Origin of the sequence: Clostridium sp. MSTE9 (genome assembly GCF_000277625.1) — a bacterium.
Classification (GTDB): Bacteria; Bacillota; Clostridia; order Oscillospirales; family Acutalibacteraceae; genus Faecalispora; species Faecalispora jeddahensis.
The window spans coordinates 385,936-403,101 of record NZ_AKFU01000035.1; the positions used below are offsets into that span (position 1 = coordinate 385,936).

Genomic DNA, 17,166 nt, shown 5'->3' on the forward strand with positions numbered 1-17,166 from the left:
TTTGAGAGAGGAAAGGTTCGGCGTTCTCTTTTGGTACTTGCTGTCATATAAATAGAGTTGACGGGAGGGATATCAAAATGAATCGTAAGTATAACAGAACAGACGGCATGGAAGACGATGACATCATCTTGAACCGGGCAAATGATATTTACAGTGAATCAGACAATACAAACAGCCGCTACGACAAAATGGACAGAATCGATGAGGACGGCTACGAGTATAATTACGATTACCATTACATAAAGCCCCAGGGATATGAAGAGGACGAAGAGGATTTCCAGCCGCGGCAAAAGAAAAAGACGAAAAAGATGCTGATCTTTGTACAAATGCTGCTTTGCATCACCGTTCTGGTAACCGCCATGCTTTTGAAAATCACAGGCGGGAATGCCTACCAGAGCATTCGCGAATGGTACCTGAGCCACGCCGGGGATTCCATCATCGCGCAGGAATCCTTCAATCATTTTACCCGTACCTGGGTACAGTTTTTCTCTTCCTCTCCGGCAGAACAGGGGAAGCAGGCATCTTCTGTACCAGAATCTTCAGTGCCGGAATCCTCTGCACCGGCTTCTTCTGCTCCTTCTTCCGCGCCGTCCTCCTCACTGCCGGATATTTCTTCTACAGTCTCTGGAATTGCCTATACCACCAGTGTTTCTTCCAAAACGCCGGTGTTTGTTTCTGTGTTTCTAGATACCCCGGTAAAAAACGGCGTAATCACCTCCGGCTTTGGCCCGAGGGACGGCGGCATTCACCTGGGCATTGACATCGCCGCCGACGCCGGCAGTAATATTGTGCCCGCAATGCCCGGCAAGGTGGAGTTCAGCGGAGAGAATTCCTCCTATGGAAAATACATTCTGATCGACCACGGCTCCAATATTGAAACGAGATACGCGCACTGTGAAAAACTGCTGGTAAAGAAGGGGGATATCGTTACCTATTCCCAGCCCATCGCCCTGGTTGGCAGTACCGGGGATTCGACCGGCCCGCACGTACATTTTGAACTGATTCTGTCCGGTGTCTGCTATGATCCGCAGCCGCTGCTGAAAAACAGGACAGTCTGATGCGCTTCACGGTTGGTGGCTGCCAAGTCACAGTGCAGTTCTGGTTTATGGCGCTGGTAACGCTGTCCCTGTTTTTAGACAGAAGCGGAATGGCCGGAATCGGGCTGGTCGCGGTGATTCTGCATGAAAGCGGGCATCTGCTGATGATGTCGCTCGTGGGCACTCCGCCGGAGCGACTCTCTATGAGCCTGTTTGGTCTTGAGATCTGCCAGAAAAGCGGCAGCTGCCGCACTTATCATCAGGATGCCTGGATCGCCGCGGCGGGTCCTTTGGCAAGCCTGTTCTTTTTTGTGCTCTGCTGGATAGGGTATGAGTTGACCAGTTCGCTGTATCTGGCGAATCTGGCCGCGGCGAACCTGATGCTCGCCCTTTTAAACGGACTGCCGGTCGGCCCGCTGGACGGCGGCCAGACTCTGTATGCTCTGCTCTGCAAAAAATACCCAGCAGAAACCTGCGAAAAAATTGTTGAGGTTGTTTCTTTTTTTGTGATCCTTCCTGTTGCACTGGCCGGCTTTCTGGTTTTACTGCAGTCGCGCTATAATTTTTCTTTGCTGATTGTCAGCGGATACCTGATGTTAATGCTTCTATTGAAAAAGGGAAGATATTTTTAACGGACTGCTGAAGCACCGCATCATTTGATTTGATTCACAAAATATTTAGAATATTGTTGCTTTTATCTAAGCAGGCATTGTGTTATAATAACCTCACGGCACAAGCGAAAGCAGAGCTTTCGATGCCTGAGAGAACATTGAATCATCCAATCCAGTAGGGAAAAGCAGTTGAGCTTTTTGAATCAATTTACTTTGCTGGGGATGATATAATAACCTCACGGCATAGGCGAAAGCAGAGCTTTCGATGCCTGAGAGAACATTGAATCATCCGGTCCGGCAGGGAAAAGCAGCTGAGCATTTTGAATCAACTGCTTTGGAGGAGATGATAGAATAAAACAAAGCTTTCGACGCCTGAGAAGACATCGAAAGGTCACAAATCATCAGTTAGATATTTTTTGTGTCTGGATTTAGTATTTTTATAAACTCATATTGGAAATTTATGATATAATAATGATTAAAGTTATATTCTTTTTTTGACGTCCTGTTTACACTTAAAAACGATATAAATCGGGAATGATAAGGAAAAACGGCGGTTTGCGGCCGGATCGGGCAGCTTGCCCGCGCCCCGCTGATCACCGGATAGGGAGATGAGAGAAATGATAAAAACAGAGGAGTATCCTGTCACTGAGGGTATAAACTTTCGCAGTATTCAGGATACCAGATTTAAAACTCTGCGTATTGCAGTCAATTTCATGTTGCCTTTGGAGAAAGAAACGGCGGCAGCAAATGCGCTGCTTCCTTTTTTATTGAGTCGTGCAAGCCGGGAATACCCCGATTTTACACGCTTGAATGAGCGCCTCTCAGAGCTGTATGGCGCGGCGATTCACGCCGATGTGCGAAAGCTGGGGGAAGCTCAGGTGCTTTCCATCGCGGCGGCCGGTCTTGCAGACCGCTACGCGCTCGAGGGAGAAAGCATTTCAGCAGAGCTTTCGCATCTGCTGTGCAGTATTTTATTTGATCCGCCGCTTGTGGACGGGCTGTTCCCGGAGGACGGCTTTGAACAGGAAAAAAGACAGACGATCGAAATGATCGATTCTGATTTCAACGATAAACGCACTTTCGCGCGTCTGCGCTGCGAACAGCTGATGTGTGACCGCGAGGCCTTTGGAATCAATCGCTATGGCAGCCGTGAGGATGTGACGGCGCTGCGGAGAGAAGAGATGACCAAGGTATGGGAACGCGTGCTGCGCACTGCCCGCATTGAGATCATGGCGCTCGGCGACTGCGACCCAGTGCCGATTTACGACAGCTTTTTGAACGCGTTCAAAAAGCTCGACCGCGACCCGGTGCCGGAACTGCACACGGAAATCATCAAGGAAGTGACAAAGCCGCGTGAATTTTCCGACACGATGGAGGTTGCCCAGTCCAAGCTGGTTCTGGGGCTCCGCGCCGGAGCTGCCGTTCCGCAGGACGCGGTGGCGTCCACAAAGCTGATGTCCGCAGTACTCGGCGGTACACCCAGCTCCAAGCTGTTTTTGAATGTTCGCGAAAAGCTGAGCCTTTGCTACTACTGTGCCTCCCGCTATGACTGGAATAAGGGTATTATCCTGATTGAAAGCGGCGTGGAAACAGAAAATATCGATCGTGCCCAGACAGAAATTCTCGGTCAGCTGGATGAAATCCGTGCCGGGAAGGTGACGGAAGAAGAGCTTCTCGCAGCAAGGCTGAGTGTCGGCAACAGCTACCGCACCGTCGGGGATTACCTGGGCGGCCTTGAAAACTGGTATGTTTCCCAGGCATTCTGCGAAAAGATCCAGTCGCCGGAAGAAGCGGCGGAAGAAATCAACTCCGTTACCATGGAGCAGGTGGTTCAGGCCGCAAATCGCGTCGTTCTGGATACGGTCTACCGCATGGTCGGAAAGGAGGAGGCAGAGGAATGAGAATGGAAAAAATCACGAACGAACGCGTACAGGACAGCTACTACAGCGTCAAACACCCCAGCGGCCTGCGTATTTTCGTTTACCCGAAAGAGGGAAGCAACTCAACCTATGCCATTTTCGGCACCCGTTACGGCTCGGTGGATACCAGCTTCCGGCGCTCCGATGAACAGGAAGTCAGCACGGTTCCGGAGGGCATTGCGCATTTTCTGGAGCACAAGCTGTTTGAGAGCGAAGACGGAGACGCTTTTGCGCGTTATGCAAAAACCGGAGCCTCCGCCAATGCGTACACCTCGTTCGACATGACCTGCTATTTATTTTCCTGCACCGAGAACGTGTATGAATCCCTCGAAATCCTGCTGGATTTTGTTCAGTCTCCGTATTTTACCGAGCAGACCGTGCAGAAGGAGCAGGGAATCATCGGCCAGGAAATCCGGATGTACGACGACGACCCGCAGTGGAGGGTCATGTTTAATCTGCTCAAAGCCCTGTATCACCACCATCCGGTGAAGATCGATATTGCCGGTACGGTAGAGAGCATTGCAGAAATCACGCCGGAGTATTTGTACCGCTGCTACCACACTTTTTATAATCTGAATAATATGGCTCTGTGCGTCGCAGGGAATATCGATCCCGAGCGCGTTTTAGAGCTGTGCGATAAAATGCTCAAGCCCTCCGAACCGACCCAGGTAGAGCGCATTTTTGAGGAAGAGCCTGCCGGCGTGGTGCAGGATCGTGTGGAGCAGAAGCTTTCCGTTACGATTCCTCTGTTCCAGCTTGGCTTTAAGGAGCCCGCCCGCCGCCGTAACGTTCAGGAGCTGGCGCAGACGGATGTTCTGCTGGAGCTGCTGGCCTCCGACGCATCTCCGCTGTACCGCCGTCTGCTGGATCAGAACCTGATCAACACCGCCTCCTTCGGCAGCGAATACTTTGAGGGACCAGGCTATGCCGCCGTGATTTTCTCCGGGGAATCGAAAGACCCGGATACCGTCGCAAAGGAAATCCGCGATGAAATCGAACGCCTGCGCAAGGAAGGAATTCCGGCCGAGGCCTTTGAAAGGGCCAGAAAAGCCGTGTACGGCCGCAATGTGGCCGCGCTCAACAGCGCCGAAGCCATTGCGAACGCCATGATTTCTCTGACGTTTGCAGAGCGCGAGCTGTTCTCTTATATCGACGCGCTGGCTACCGTTCAGCTTCCGGACGTTCAGAAACGATTGGAAGAACAGCTCCTCACGGAAAATTCTGCTCTGTCAGTGGTTTTCCCTATCAAATAATTGGAGGCAAGCTTTCATGTACCAAGTTCATACCGTCGAGTTCCCAAAAATGGGGCTCGACTTCAACATAAACCCAACCGCCTTTTCGATCGGCGGATTTACAATTCAGTGGTATGGCGTCATTATTGCAATGGGATTTCTGCTGGCCTTTTTGTATCTGATGTTCAGCTGCAGAAAGTTCAACGTTGACCAGGACAGGCTGATTGACGCTGTGATCGTCGGCATGATCGGCGGAATCATCGGCGCAAGACTGTACTACGTTATTTTTTATCCCGGCGACCAATACGTGAAGGATCCTCTCAGCATTTTGTATATTTGGAACGGCGGTCTTGCCATTTACGGCGGGATCATCGGCGGTCTGCTCTGCGGCGCGCTGATGGCAAAGCTGCGCGGCCTGAAAATCGCCGCTGTTCTCGATCTGGCGGCCCTCGGCTTTTTGATTGGACAAACTGTAGGCCGTTGGGGCAACTATGTGAATCAGGAGGCTTTCGGCACTGCGACCGATCTGCCCTGGGGCATGATCAGCGACCGTACGCGCCTGATCGTCGACGGCCCGGTTCACCCTTGCTTTCTGTATGAATCTCTGTGGTGCCTCGTGGGCTTTGGCCTTCTGCACCTGTTTGCGACCAAGCTGCGCAGATACGACGGGCAGGTTTTCCTGCTGTACCTGATGTGGTACGGTCTTGGCCGTTTCTGGATTGAAGGGCTGCGTACCGACAGCCTGATCGCTCCGGTTCTGAACCTGCGGGTTTCTCAGCTTCTGGCTGCTGCCACCGTTCTGATTGCGCTGGCGTTTCTGGCGATCTTCCGCAACAAAACCAGCCTGACCGGCATCGGATCGCCCAAGGTAATGGCTCTCAATGGAATTACCCTTGCTGCGGTGGAAGGTGCAGCTGATGATGGGAAAAGCACTATCTTCGGCGATATTACTCCCAAGCCCGAATTAGAGGGATCAGAGGAAACCGAGGAAGCCCTGGAGGAAGAAAAAACAGAAGAAGTTCTTTCTGAAGATATCCAATCGCAGGCATCCGCAGAGGATGCAGCGGCTCCGGAAGAAGCGGATTCGGCAGAAGAGACCGGTTCAAACGAAACCACACTGCAAGAAGCCGGTGAAGCAACAGAGATCATAACGGAAGAGGCTCCCGCACAGGAGTCCGCCGATACACACGAAGAATAAACCGAGCCTCAAATTTGTGGGGAAGCGGAAATAAGGGGAAAATACGGGAGGCAACCTATGGCTCAATTGATTGATGGAAAGGCGATTTCTGCCGCAGTACGCAAACGCATCGCGGAAGAAATCCAGTCACTGCAGGAAGAACAGGGAATCACCCCCGGCTTGGCCGTTATTTTGGTAGGGGAGGATTCCGCGTCTGAAGTGTATGTAAAAAACAAAGGCAAGGCCTGCGAAGAGGTCGGCATTGACTTTGAATTATATCGGCTTTCGGCCTCTGCCACACAGCAGGAGCTGGAAGAAACAATTCGTTCTCTGAACGACCGGGAGGACATCGACGGCATCCTGCTGCAGCTTCCGCTGCCAAGCCATCTGGATGCAAACCAGTTTGTCGGCCTGATTCGGCCGGATAAAGATGTTGACGCGTTCCACCCGGAAAACATTGGACATATCATGCGCGGAGATTTCGTTTTTCTGCCCTGCACTCCTGCGGGGATTATGGAGCTGCTGCGTGCATCCGGAATCGATCCGGCGGGGCAGCGTTGTGTCGTAATAGGCCGCAGCGATATCGTCGGCAAGCCGACGGCAATGCAGATGCTGCACGCGGACGCCACCGTTACCATTTGCCACAGCAAAACACAAAATCTGGCGGAGGTCTGCCGCGAGGCGGACATTCTGGTAAGTGCCGTAGGGCAGGCCGGTCTGATTACCGGCGATATGGTTCGCCCCGGTGCTGTCGTCATCGATGTTGGGATGAACCGCAACGAAGAGGGCAAACTGTGCGGTGACGTGGACTTCGCTTCGGTGGAGCCGGTTGCGTCTTACATCACGCCAGTACCCGGCGGCGTCGGCCCGATGACGGTTGCCATGCTGCTGCAAAATACACTGGAGGCAGCCAAACGGCACAGCGGAATTACCGGATGACGCCTTCATTACAATGAACAGAGGTTTCTTGGATGGGAAAAATATTAGATTGCATAGAATCCCCAAGGGATCTGCGATCCTTGACAATGGATGAACTGAACGTACTGTGCAGAGAAATCCGACAGGAGATTATCCGCACTGTGGCGAAGAACGGCGGGCATCTGGCATCCAATCTGGGAGTTGTGGAGCTCACCGTTGCTCTGCACTATGTCTTTGATGTTCCGTTTGACAATATCGTGTGGGACGTGGGGCATCAGTCCTACACCCACAAAATCCTGACCGGGCGCAAAAAGCAGCTGTGTACCATCCGTACCCAGGGCGGGCTTTCAGGCTACCCAAACCCCAAAGAAAGCGACTGCGACCCGTTTCATTCGGGGCACAGCAGTACCTCCATTTCAGTTGCTCTGGGGCTGGCCAATGCAAAAAATCTTCACAATGACCCCGGCCACGTGGTTGCAGTGATTGGCGACGGCGCCCTGACCGGCGGTCTGGCCTATGAGGGCCTGAACAACGCGGGGCGTTTCCCGAAAAATTTTATCGTCATTCTCAACGACAACAAAATGTCGATTTCAAAAAATGTCGGTTCCATTGCCCGGTATCTGGCACACATCCGTACGCAGCCGGGCTACCTGAAGGCAAAGGGAACCGTAGAGGAAATCCTCGATCACCTGCCGGTGCTCGGCGACCCGATCAGCAATGTTCTGCAAAAATCCAAAACCCTGCTCAAGCAGGCGCTTTATAAGGGCACCTTGTTTGAGGATATGGGCTTTGCCTATTATGGCCCGTATGACGGCCACGACGTGGAACAGATGATTTCTGTACTGCAAAGCGCAAAAGAGATCAACCGGCCCGTTTTGCTGCACGTCATTACCGCAAAGGGAAAGGGCTACACCTTTGCAGAGAAAAATCCGGACGCGTTTCACGGGGTCTCCTGCTTTGACATCAAAACGGGGGAATCGCAGGCTTCCGGCGAGAATTTTTCCAAGGTATTCGGAAAAAGTCTTTCCGCCATGGCCAAAAAGGATGAACGCATCTGCGCGATTACGGCCGCCATGGAGAGCGGAACCGGTCTTGTCGGCTTCCACAAAGCGTTTCCCGATCGTTTCTTTGACGTGGGGATCGCGGAGGAACACGCTGTTACCTTTGCCGGCGGGCTTGCGGCCGGCGGAATGCTGCCGGTGTTTGCCGTGTACTCCAGCTTTTTGCAGCGCAGCATCGATCAGGTGATTCACGACGCTGCTTTGCAGAATTTGAAAGTGACATTCGCGATCGACCGCGCCGGGGTCGTGGGTGAGGATGGTGAAACCCATCAGGGACTGTTCGACGTTTCCCTGCTCAGCGCCATCCCGAACATGACGATTTTTTCCCCGGCCTATCATGAGGAACTGGAGCTTTTGCTCCATCAGGCAGTTTACGAGTGTCCCGGAGTCACAGCAGTGCGCTATCCCCGCGGGGGCCAATTGTATCAGCCGAAGGATTTCACGATTACGGGAAACTCCTTCGACGAATACGGTGACACCGAAGCGCCTGTGGTGCTGGTCACCTACGGCAGAATCTTTTCTATGGCCTGTCTTGCGGCAAAAAAGCTGCAGAAGGAAGGGATTTCGGTTCGGATCATCAAGCTCAATCGTATCCACCCAGTGGACCCGCAGGCGATTAATGCCTGCATGAATGCCCGTCACACCTTCTTTTTTGAGGAAGGCGTCCGGCAGGGCGGGGTAGGCGAGCATTTTCTGTACCTGATGTACCAGCAAAATTATGCGGGGAAAACAACCCTGCAGGCGGTGGAAAACCGCTTTGTCAAGCATGCTACCATGCGCCAGTCTTTGGCTGAGCTGGGGCTGGACAGCGAAGGCATGAAAAATAGGATTCAAACGGAGTATCTAAAGTGACGGAGAAAAAAAGACTCGACACCCTTGTGTTTGAAAAAGGTTTTGCAGAAAGCCGTGAAAAGGCCAAAACCCTGATCATGCTGGGGAACGTTTATGTAGATAACCAGAAATCAGACAAACCGGGAACCATGCTCCCTGCCGACGCGGCCATAGAGGTGCGCGGGCAGGGGCTGCGGTATGTCAGCCGCGGCGGTCTCAAGCTGGAGAAAGCGATCGAACTGTACGCACTTGACCTTTCGGGCCTTACCTGTATGGACATTGGCGCTTCTACCGGCGGCTTTACCGACTGCATGTTGCAGAACGGCGCCGAAAAGGTGTATTCGGTAGATGTCGGCTACGGTCAGCTCGCGTGGAAGCTGCGCACGGACGCCCGGGTGGTGAACCTGGAGCGAACGAACGTGCGTTACTTAACCCCGGAGCAGGTGCCGGATCCCATCGATTTTTTCAGTGTGGACGTGTCCTTTATTTCTCTGACTCTGGTGCTGCCGGTAGCAAGAACCTTTCTTTCCGACAACGCGAGGGCGCTTTGCCTGATTAAGCCACAGTTTGAAGCCGGGCGCGAAAATGTCGGAAAAAAGGGTGTGGTTCGCGATCAGGCAGTCCACGAGCAGGTGATTGTCAAAATTCGAGATTTCGTCCTTGCGCATGGATTTTCCGTACTGGGACTTACCTTCTCGCCGGTCAAGGGGCCGGAGGGAAATATTGAGTATTTGATCTATTTGCAGAAATCGGAACATCCGGAGGATGCCAGCGGACAATCCGTGCCGGATTTGGTGGAGCAATCCCACATCGAGCTAAACGGTGGTGATACACATTGATTGCAGCAGTCATTCCTAATCTGACAAAAACAAATGCGGAACAGGTGACGCAGGAGCTTGTCAAAGAGCTGCGCCGTCTGGGAATCCATGTCTGCATGGACGCAGCTCTGTACAGCAGCTTTCCGTACCGCGATATTGAATTTTTTGAGGATTTTCTTGGCATGATAGCTGCATGCGATATCGTCATTGCCGTAGGCGGCGATGGTACGATCATTCACGCGGCCAAGCACGCCGCTCTGGCCGACAAGCCGATTCTGGGTGTCAATGCCGGCAGAATCGGGTTTGTCGCCGGTCTGGAGCCGAACCAGCTGCATCGTCTGCATCAGCTGTTGGACGGCACCTATAAGGTCGAGCGCCGCCTGATGCTCGAGGCTTCTTTAAAAAGCGAGCAGTATCAAAATGTGTATTACGCGCTGAACGAAGGGGTGATATCCCGCGGTTCCCAAAGCAGGATTCTCGATTTTCAGGTTTCTTATAACGATAACAATCTTTGTCACTACCGTGCGGACGGCCTGATCGTTGCAACGCCGACCGGCTCTACGGCGTATTCTCTTTCCGCAGGCGGCCCGGTGATCGAACCGGCGATGCGCTGCCTGCTGCTGACCCCGATTTGCCCGCATTCTCTGATGACACGCTCGGTCGTGTTCGGTGAGGACACCACTTTGCACATCAACGCGGTGCCGAATGGGCAAAGTGAAATCTTTCTGACTCTCGACGGAGAAACGACGATTCCCGTAACAGGGGACGAATGCGTACGCTTTCAAAAGTCTGCCCGGTCGGTCAGCCTGATCGACCTGAAATATCAAACCTTTTACGAAGTAGTGAATGAAAAACTTTCAGAACGGAGAGCGTGACATGAAAACAAGACGTCATACGAAAATTCTGGAACTGATCAGCGAATATCAAATCGATACGCAGGAGGAACTCCTGCGCCGGCTGAAAGAGGCTGGCTTCGATGTAACGCAGGCCACGGTATCCAGAGATATCAAAGAGCTTCGCCTTGTTAAGATTCTGTCTGCAGACGGAAAGTACCGTTATGCAAACAGTCAGGAGCCGTCCAGGGATATTTCCGGAAAATTCTATTCGCTGTTTGAGGATTCCGCCGTGGATGTGGACAACGCCATGAACCTTGTGGTCATCAAGTGTCTGACGGGAATGGCCAACGCCGTCTGCGCCGCAATGGACAGCCTTCGCTGGGAAAAGGTGGTGGGCACCGTGGCCGGCGACGACACCGTGCTCATCGTGTGCAAAACGCCGGAGACAGCGCTCGAGCTGACAGAGGACCTTAAAAAACTGATTGTTGGCAGGTGATAGCAGATGCTCTCGCAGCTGTATATCGAAAATGTGGCTGTTATTGAAAAATGCGGGCTGGACTTTGACGCCGGCTTTAATGTGCTGACCGGAGAAACCGGCGCCGGTAAATCCATCCTGATCGACTCGATCGGCGCGATTCTGGGCGAGAGAACCTCACGTGAGCTGATCCGCACCGGGGCTTCCTCCGCTTTTGTCAGCGCTGTATTTTCCTCGCCGAACGGCCATGTCCTGCAAAAGCTCACAGAGCTCGGCTATTCCGCCGATGAGGAAGGCAATGTCCTGATTCAAAGGGAAATCAGCCAGACGGGAAAAAACACCTGCCGCATCAACAGCCGGCCGGCCACGGTATCCGTATTAAAAGAGATCGCCCCGTTCCTTGTCAATACCCATGGGCAGCATGAGAGCTACCAGCTGCTTTCACCGGATCTGCATATTCGGTACATAGACCGTGTGGGCGAGCTTCTGCCTTTGCTTGGCGAATACCAACACGCTTACCGGAATATGTGCCGGATCCGCGACGAGCTGCAGGCGTTCGATCTGGACGAATCGCAGAAGGAGCGCCGGATGGATCTGCTCAAATACCAGATTCAGGAGCTGGAAGAAGCCGCGCTGCGCCCCGGCGAGCAGGAGCAGCTGACGGAAAAACGCACACTGTACCGCAACAGCGAACGTTTGGCACAGCAGTTCCAGTTGGCACGGACTTTGCTCGATGGAGAAGAAGAGGGCGGCGTTCTGTCCGCCATGGCGCAGATCAGCTCCGCTTTGCTCGATGCAAAGCGCTATCTTCCGTCGGCCGAGTCATTGTCCGACCGTTTTCAAAATCTGGAATACGAGTTGCAGGACTGCAGCGCGGAACTAAGCCGCACCGCGGAGCTTTTGGACTATGATCCCGCGGAGCTGGAACAGATTGAAGACCGGCTCGATTTTCTGTACCGGCTCAGCCTGAAATACGGCGAGACAGAAGAGGACATGCTGGGCTATCTTGAAAACTGCCGCGCCGAGCTGCAGAACATTGAGCTTTCCGATGAACGTCTGGCCAAGCTGAACGAGCAGTACGAAAGCGCCAAGGAAGAAGCGATCCGCCTTGCGAAGCTTCTTTCCGCACAGCGTAAAAAGGCATCGTCCAGATTTATCGAGAGCGTAAAAAAGGAACTGCAGTTTTTGAATATGCCGGGAGTTTCGTTTGAGGTGGAGCAGGAGCGCTGCCCGCTCAACGCGACCGGCTGCGACAAGATTCAGTTTCTGCTTTCCACCAATCCGGGGGAACCGCCGAAGCCGGTGGCAAAAATCGCGTCCGGCGGTGAGCTTTCTCGCATTATGCTGGCGATTAAATCGGTGCTTGCGGGGAAAGATGAAGTGGACACCCTGATTTTTGATGAGGTGGACACCGGCATCAGCGGCAGCGCCGCGCAAAAGGTGGGCCTCAAGCTGCGTCAGGCCGCCGAGGGACATCAGGTGATTTGTGTGACTCACCTGGCGCAGATCGCCGCCCTGGCCCAGAACCATCTGCTGATTCAGAAGAAACAGCAGCAGGACCGCACCTTCACAGAGATCACCCCGCTCGATGCTGAGGGCCGCGCCAACGAGCTGGCGCGCATTATGGGCGGATTCCCCGTTACGGAGCTGATGCTGGAAAACGCCCGCGAAATGCTTCGGCTCGCGGAGCAGGCGCCGGGAAAGGCCGGGGCTTGACAAGGCAAAAAACATTCGTTATAATGCAAATCAATGGCGAAGATGGAAAAAAGTACAGGAAAGCGGCCGGTACAGAGAACCTGCGGTTGGTGCAAGCAGGGGCGGAAGCTTCCCGGAAATACATTCCTGAGCCGTCGGGCTGAGAAAGCGGCAGATTGCCGGATTTAGGCTCGTCCGGGGTACGCCCGTTAGCGCGTTTGGGTAATTTTTTACCCGTGAGGCCGCCGCCGTGAGGCTGCGGTAAACTGAGGTGGTACCGCGGAATTTCCGCCCTCTGCAGGAGAAAAACGCAGGGGGCTTTTTATTTTCCCCTTGCAGACTGAATTGGAGGAAATGGAAAATGGGAGTATTTGACGAACTGGAAGCAAGGGGCATGATCGCCCAGATCACAAATGAAGAAAAGGTAAGACAGCTGCTGAATGAGGACAAGATCGCTTTTTACATTGGCTTTGACCCGACAGCGGACAGCCTGCACGTAGGGCATTTCGTTCAGATCATGGTCATGGCGCATATGCAGAGAGCAGGCCACACACCGATCGCGCTGTTCGGCGGCGGCACCGGCATGATCGGCGACCCCTCCGGGAAGAGCGACATGCGCAGAATGCTGACGAAAGAGGATATTGACCACAATATCGCATGCTTTCAAAAGCAGATGTCCCGCCTGATCGATTTTTCTGAGGGAAAGGCGATTATGGCAAACAACGGCGACTGGCTGCTGAACCTGAACTATATTGAATTTATGCGCAAGGTCGGCGTGCATTTTTCCGTGAACCGCATGCTGGCGGCGGAATGCTATAAGCAGCGCCTGGAGCGCGGGCTTTCCTTCTTCGAGCTGAACTACATGATCATGCAGAGCTACGACTTTTTCGAGCTCAACGAGCGCTACAACTGCATTCTGCAAATGGGCGGAGACGACCAGTGGAGCAATATCATCGGCGGGGTCGAGCTGATCCGCCGCATGAAGAGCAAAGAAGCCTACGGCATGACCTTTACGCTGCTCACCACCAGCGAGGGCAAGAAGATGGGCAAAACGGAAAAAGGCGCCGTATGGCTCGATCCCGAAAAAACCTCTCCGTTCGATTTCTACCAGTACTGGCGCAATGTGGATGACGCGGACGTGGTTCGCTGCATGAAGTTGCTGACCTTCCTGCCGCTCTCTAAAATCGCAGAGTACGAGGCGATGACCGGCAGCGAGCTGAATCAGGCAAAAGAGGTTCTGGCCTTTGAGGTGACAAAGCTGATCCATGGGGAAGAGGAAGCCGCAAAAGCGCAGGAAGCCGCGCGGGCCCTGTTCGGCGGCGGCAGAAATTCCGATAACATGCCCAGCACGGAGCTTTCCGCTTCTGATTTAGCGGACGGTTCGATGGGCATTCTGGAAGTAATGATCAAAGCAGGTTTGATTCCGTCCAAGGGCGAGGGCCGCAGACTGATTCAGCAGGGCGGCGTTTCGGTGGATGACCAGAAGATCACCGCAGTTGAGCATGTGCTGACAGCGGCTGATTTTGAAAAGGGCTTTGTCATCATTAAAAAGGGCAAAAAGGTATTCCACAAGGTGATCCTCCAAAAATAAAGGCATACCGCTTTTCAGATTGGATTGATTTTATTTTGCTGTTTCTTCCCCTGTCTTTGGCGGGGGAAGAAACAAGGTGTATTGAATGAGATATTTTTCAGAACTGAGAGGGGGAGGAACCATGAAACGTCGCTGCTGGCCCGCTCCGATTGCAACCGCCGCACTGACATTGCTTCTGTTCTTCCTCTTTGACCTGTATCCTTTCGAAAATCAGACCCTGGCCTGGTGCGACATGAAGCAGCAGGTCATTCCCTTTTTGCTCGATTTCCAAAACATATTAAAGGGAAACGCCGATTTCCTCTTAAACACGCAGAATGCGGGCGGAATGAGCTTTTTGGGCGTTTTCTTCTTTTTTGTATCGAGCCCGTTTACCTTTTTGGTACTGTTTGTTCCGTCAGAGCAGATGTATCTGTTTGCGAACATCCTCGTTCTGCTGAAAATGGCGTTATGCTCGTTTACCGCAGCGCTCTTTTTCCGGCATCGGTTTTCCAATCTCAACACCGTGCAGATTCTGGCACTGTCGATCATGTATGCCTTTGGCGGGTACACCATGCTGTATTTTCAGAACATGGTATGGCTCGACGTCATGGCGATGTTTCCCATCCTGATGATCGGGCTGGACCGGCTGATCCGGCAGCGCAAACCGCTTTGCTATGCGCTGAGTCTGGCGGCGATCATGGTTCTGAATTTTTACCTGACCTATATGGTCGTTCTCTTTGTAGTTCTGGCGTTCGGAATTTATCTGCGCCTGACACAGGAGAAAGTGGAGGAGAGAAGACAATCGGTTCTTCTGCTGGGGATTTCCACAATTTGCGCATTGCTGGCCACCGGTGTGGTCTGGCTGCCGTCTCTGTTTCAATATCTGTCGTCGGCCCGCACCGTCGGTTTGATCGAGAGCATTTCCTCCGGCACACTATTGACCAGCTTTTATACCACGCTGCCCATTCTGCTTTGCAGTGCGGGCGTGTTTGCCGCACTGGCGTGCTTGAACCCGCGCAAATGCTGGCAGGATTCCCACATGCGCAGTCTGCTGATTCTGTGGGTACTCCTTGTTGTGCCTTTGTTTATCGAGCCGATCAATAAAATGTGGCACACCGGCAGCTATCAGGCTTTCCCGGCACGGTACGGATATATGACGGCTCTTCTCGGCCTTCTGTTTTTGGCCAAGGCGATCTCCGACCTAAATCGGGAGGAAGGGCGCTTCCTGCATCAGGATTGGCCGGGAATCGGCATTGGCATTTTCCTTTTTGCCTGCATGTCTCTGGTGGCATATCTACTTCTGTATTACCGCTACCGCGATTTGAGCGTCTACACCAGAACTCTTTGGCTGGATGAAAACGCCGTGCTCTATTTTCTGCTGTTTACGGTGCTGGCCATCCTGTGCTACTATTTGATTCTGTATTTGTACCAGCATCAATATCTGACTAAAAAATATTTCTCGTTGTTTCTATTACTGCTGGCTTGCTGTGAATCCGTATTTTCCGGCAGTGTGTTTATCGGCTCGGCGGCAAATCCGGTGTCTTTTTACAGCTCCGTGTTCGATCTGAAAGATAAAATAGACGACACCGATTTGTACCGGGTGAAAAACGGACACAAGTATTTTGACGTCAACCTTTTGGGTGGGATCAATTACCCAACGCTCAATCACTATACCTCGCTGACAGACGAGGATTTTATGTTCGCGATGAAGCGGATGGGGTATTCCTCCTACTGGATGGAGGTCAGCTCCCACGGCGGTACCGAGCTGACGGACGCCCTGTGGGGAAACCGCTATACCATCAAGCGGGAGTACGAAACGACCGACCGCGATCATATCCTTTATCAAAATGACCGCTACGCTCTTGTCAAGAACCAGGAACTGATGTCCTTTGGGACCGTCATTCAGTCCGACGACATCAGTGGGCTGCAGGATCTGCCCAGCATGACCCGCCGCGAAATTCAGCAGTATCTTTTTACAAAGGTATTTGGTTCGGAGGAACAGCTGACGGAGGAATATGAACCGTCCTCTACAACAAATCTGTTTGTGTACGACACCGGCTCCCAGATGGAGCTGGTACGGGAAAATTCCGAAAAGGACGGCGATCTGGAATACCACATCCTGGTGGAGGGAACGCAGACCTTGTATCTGGACTGCTTCGATCAGGTCACCAATCATCTGACGGAACCGGCCTATAAAAGCCTGCGTGTTTCTGTCAATGACGAAACGGTGGCATATCAGTATCCGACCCAGCAGGAAAACGGACTTCTCAATCTCGGTACCTTTACCGATGAAACCGTAGACATCCGCGTTTCGGTTCTTCGTGATTTCCATGCGAAATCGTTCGGCGTGTTCGGTATGAATTTGGAAACACTTGACGCCGCCGAGGCTTCCGCGCCTAAGGTACAGCTGACGCAAAACGGGAACAGCATTTCCGGAACTGTGCAGGCCTCAGGCAATAATCCCTATTTGCTGCTGCCTCTTTCGTACCAGAAGGGATATTCTTTTCAGGTAAATGAAGAAAAATCAGCCGAAGCATCTCAGGTGTTCGGCGATATGATCGCCATTCCTTTGGAACAGGGAGAAAACAGGGTAACGATCACGTTTGTGCCGCAGGGCCTGAAGCCCGGTATTCTTCTTTCCGTCTTGGGTATTTTCGCACTCCTGGGATTCTGGCTGTTTTTAAGAAAGGGTGGTTACCGTTACCTGAGGCCGCTGGAACCGCTGGCTTTGTGGGCCTACCGGATTTTATTCTGCGCTGTTCTGGCCGGGGTTTATGTGTTCCCGCTTATTATTTACGCATTCGGGTAGCAGGGAAGAGGGACTTTTCTTCAGCTTTACTTTTGCAATGATAAAAGCAATTGATAATGGAATTTGCAAAAAGGGCCACGCGAAAACGCGTGGCCCTTTTTATACACCTGATCGATCACAAATTCTAACGGTCAGCTATCATAAAATCAAGTGAAGTTATAATTAAAATCTACCACA

At 52.6% G+C, this 17,166-nt stretch carries 13 protein-coding genes and 1 other annotated feature; all 13 genes read left to right on the forward strand.

Annotation, left to right across the window (positions count from 1 at the left end):
• Positions 1-77: 77 nt before the first annotated feature.
• The 13 genes from HMPREF1141_RS10675 to HMPREF1141_RS10735 all read left to right on the forward strand — a co-directional run bounded on the left by HMPREF1141_RS10675 (position 78) and on the right by HMPREF1141_RS10735 (position 16,989).
• On the forward strand, positions 78-1,058 hold the full coding sequence (locus HMPREF1141_RS10675; protein ID WP_009064132.1) for a M23 family metallopeptidase: 981 nt from the start codon (positions 78-80) through the stop codon (positions 1,056-1,058).
• Positions 1,058-1,669, forward strand: coding sequence for a peptidase M50 (locus tag HMPREF1141_RS10680; RefSeq protein ID WP_035316910.1), 612 nt, complete (start codon positions 1,058-1,060; stop codon positions 1,667-1,669). The genes HMPREF1141_RS10675 and HMPREF1141_RS10680 overlap by 1 nt, the downstream gene beginning before the upstream one ends.
• A gap of 692 nt (positions 1,670-2,361) precedes the next feature.
• Positions 2,362-3,549 carry an insulinase family protein gene (locus HMPREF1141_RS10685; RefSeq protein WP_009063514.1) on the forward strand — a complete coding sequence of 396 codons (1,188 nt, stop codon included), beginning with the start codon at positions 2,362-2,364 and terminating at the stop codon, positions 3,547-3,549.
• Complete coding sequence (locus HMPREF1141_RS10690; protein ID WP_009064115.1) at positions 3,546-4,820, forward strand: pitrilysin family protein; 1,275 nt, start codon at positions 3,546-3,548, stop codon at positions 4,818-4,820. Before HMPREF1141_RS10685 ends, HMPREF1141_RS10690 begins: the two co-directional genes overlap by 4 nt.
• Before the next feature lie 16 nt (positions 4,821-4,836).
• The gene (gene lgt / locus HMPREF1141_RS10695) at positions 4,837-5,997 is read left to right on the forward strand and encodes a prolipoprotein diacylglyceryl transferase (RefSeq protein ID WP_009063932.1); all 1,161 of its coding nucleotides are present in this window, start codon (positions 4,837-4,839) and stop codon (positions 5,995-5,997) included.
• A 57-nt stretch (positions 5,998-6,054) separates the two neighbouring features.
• Complete coding sequence (gene folD / locus HMPREF1141_RS10700) at positions 6,055-6,915, forward strand: bifunctional methylenetetrahydrofolate dehydrogenase/methenyltetrahydrofolate cyclohydrolase FolD (protein WP_009063827.1); 861 nt, start codon at positions 6,055-6,057, stop codon at positions 6,913-6,915.
• A 32-nt stretch (positions 6,916-6,947) separates the two neighbouring features.
• Complete coding sequence (dxs, locus tag HMPREF1141_RS10705) at positions 6,948-8,807, forward strand: 1-deoxy-D-xylulose-5-phosphate synthase (protein WP_035316913.1); 1,860 nt, start codon at positions 6,948-6,950, stop codon at positions 8,805-8,807.
• The gene (locus HMPREF1141_RS10710) at positions 8,804-9,625 is read left to right on the forward strand and encodes a TlyA family RNA methyltransferase (RefSeq protein ID WP_009063906.1); all 822 of its coding nucleotides are present in this window, start codon (positions 8,804-8,806) and stop codon (positions 9,623-9,625) included. Before dxs ends, HMPREF1141_RS10710 begins: the two co-directional genes overlap by 4 nt.
• On the forward strand, positions 9,622-10,479 hold the full coding sequence (locus tag HMPREF1141_RS10715) for an NAD(+)/NADH kinase (RefSeq protein ID WP_009064143.1): 858 nt from the start codon (positions 9,622-9,624) through the stop codon (positions 10,477-10,479). Before HMPREF1141_RS10710 ends, HMPREF1141_RS10715 begins: the two co-directional genes overlap by 4 nt.
• A 1-nt stretch (position 10,480) precedes the next feature.
• Positions 10,481-10,936, forward strand: a complete 456-nt coding sequence (locus HMPREF1141_RS10720) for an arginine repressor (RefSeq protein WP_009063564.1) — start codon at positions 10,481-10,483, stop codon at positions 10,934-10,936.
• Positions 10,937-10,942: 6 nt separating this feature from the next.
• Positions 10,943-12,631, forward strand: coding sequence for a DNA repair protein RecN (gene recN, locus HMPREF1141_RS10725; protein ID WP_009063750.1), 1,689 nt, complete (start codon positions 10,943-10,945; stop codon positions 12,629-12,631).
• A 30-nt stretch (positions 12,632-12,661) separates the two neighbouring features.
• Positions 12,662-12,909, forward strand: a binding site (T-box leader).
• A gap of 62 nt (positions 12,910-12,971) precedes the next feature.
• Positions 12,972-14,201 (forward strand): tyrosine--tRNA ligase, encoded by a 1,230-nt coding sequence (gene tyrS, locus HMPREF1141_RS10730; protein ID WP_009063873.1) that lies wholly within the window; start codon positions 12,972-12,974, stop codon positions 14,199-14,201.
• A gap of 121 nt (positions 14,202-14,322) precedes the next feature.
• Positions 14,323-16,989 (forward strand): YfhO family protein, encoded by a 2,667-nt coding sequence (locus HMPREF1141_RS10735; RefSeq protein ID WP_009064191.1) that lies wholly within the window; start codon positions 14,323-14,325, stop codon positions 16,987-16,989.
• Positions 16,990-17,166 lie beyond the last annotated feature (177 nt).

Bases quoted from the DNA above. Each gene is read 5' to 3' on its own strand.
- HMPREF1141_RS10675 (WP_009064132.1), top strand. From the start codon at position 78: ATGAATCGTAAGTATAACAGAACAGACGGCATGGAAGACGATGACATC.
- HMPREF1141_RS10680 (WP_035316910.1), top strand. From the start codon at position 1,058: ATGCGCTTCACGGTTGGTGGCTGCCAAGTCACAGTGCAGTTCTGGTTT.
- HMPREF1141_RS10685 (WP_009063514.1), top strand. From the start codon at position 2,362: ATGTTGCCTTTGGAGAAAGAAACGGCGGCAGCAAATGCGCTGCTTCCT.
- HMPREF1141_RS10690 (WP_009064115.1), top strand. From the start codon at position 3,546: ATGAGAATGGAAAAAATCACGAACGAACGCGTACAGGACAGCTACTAC.
- lgt (WP_009063932.1), top strand. From the start codon at position 4,837: ATGTACCAAGTTCATACCGTCGAGTTCCCAAAAATGGGGCTCGACTTC.
- folD (WP_009063827.1), top strand. From the start codon at position 6,055: ATGGCTCAATTGATTGATGGAAAGGCGATTTCTGCCGCAGTACGCAAA.
- dxs (WP_035316913.1), top strand. From the start codon at position 6,948: ATGGGAAAAATATTAGATTGCATAGAATCCCCAAGGGATCTGCGATCC.
- HMPREF1141_RS10720 (WP_009063564.1), top strand. From the start codon at position 10,481: ATGAAAACAAGACGTCATACGAAAATTCTGGAACTGATCAGCGAATAT.
- recN (WP_009063750.1), top strand. From the start codon at position 10,943: ATGCTCTCGCAGCTGTATATCGAAAATGTGGCTGTTATTGAAAAATGC.
- tyrS (WP_009063873.1), top strand. From the start codon at position 12,972: ATGGGAGTATTTGACGAACTGGAAGCAAGGGGCATGATCGCCCAGATC.
- HMPREF1141_RS10735 (WP_009064191.1), top strand. From the start codon at position 14,323: ATGAAACGTCGCTGCTGGCCCGCTCCGATTGCAACCGCCGCACTGACA.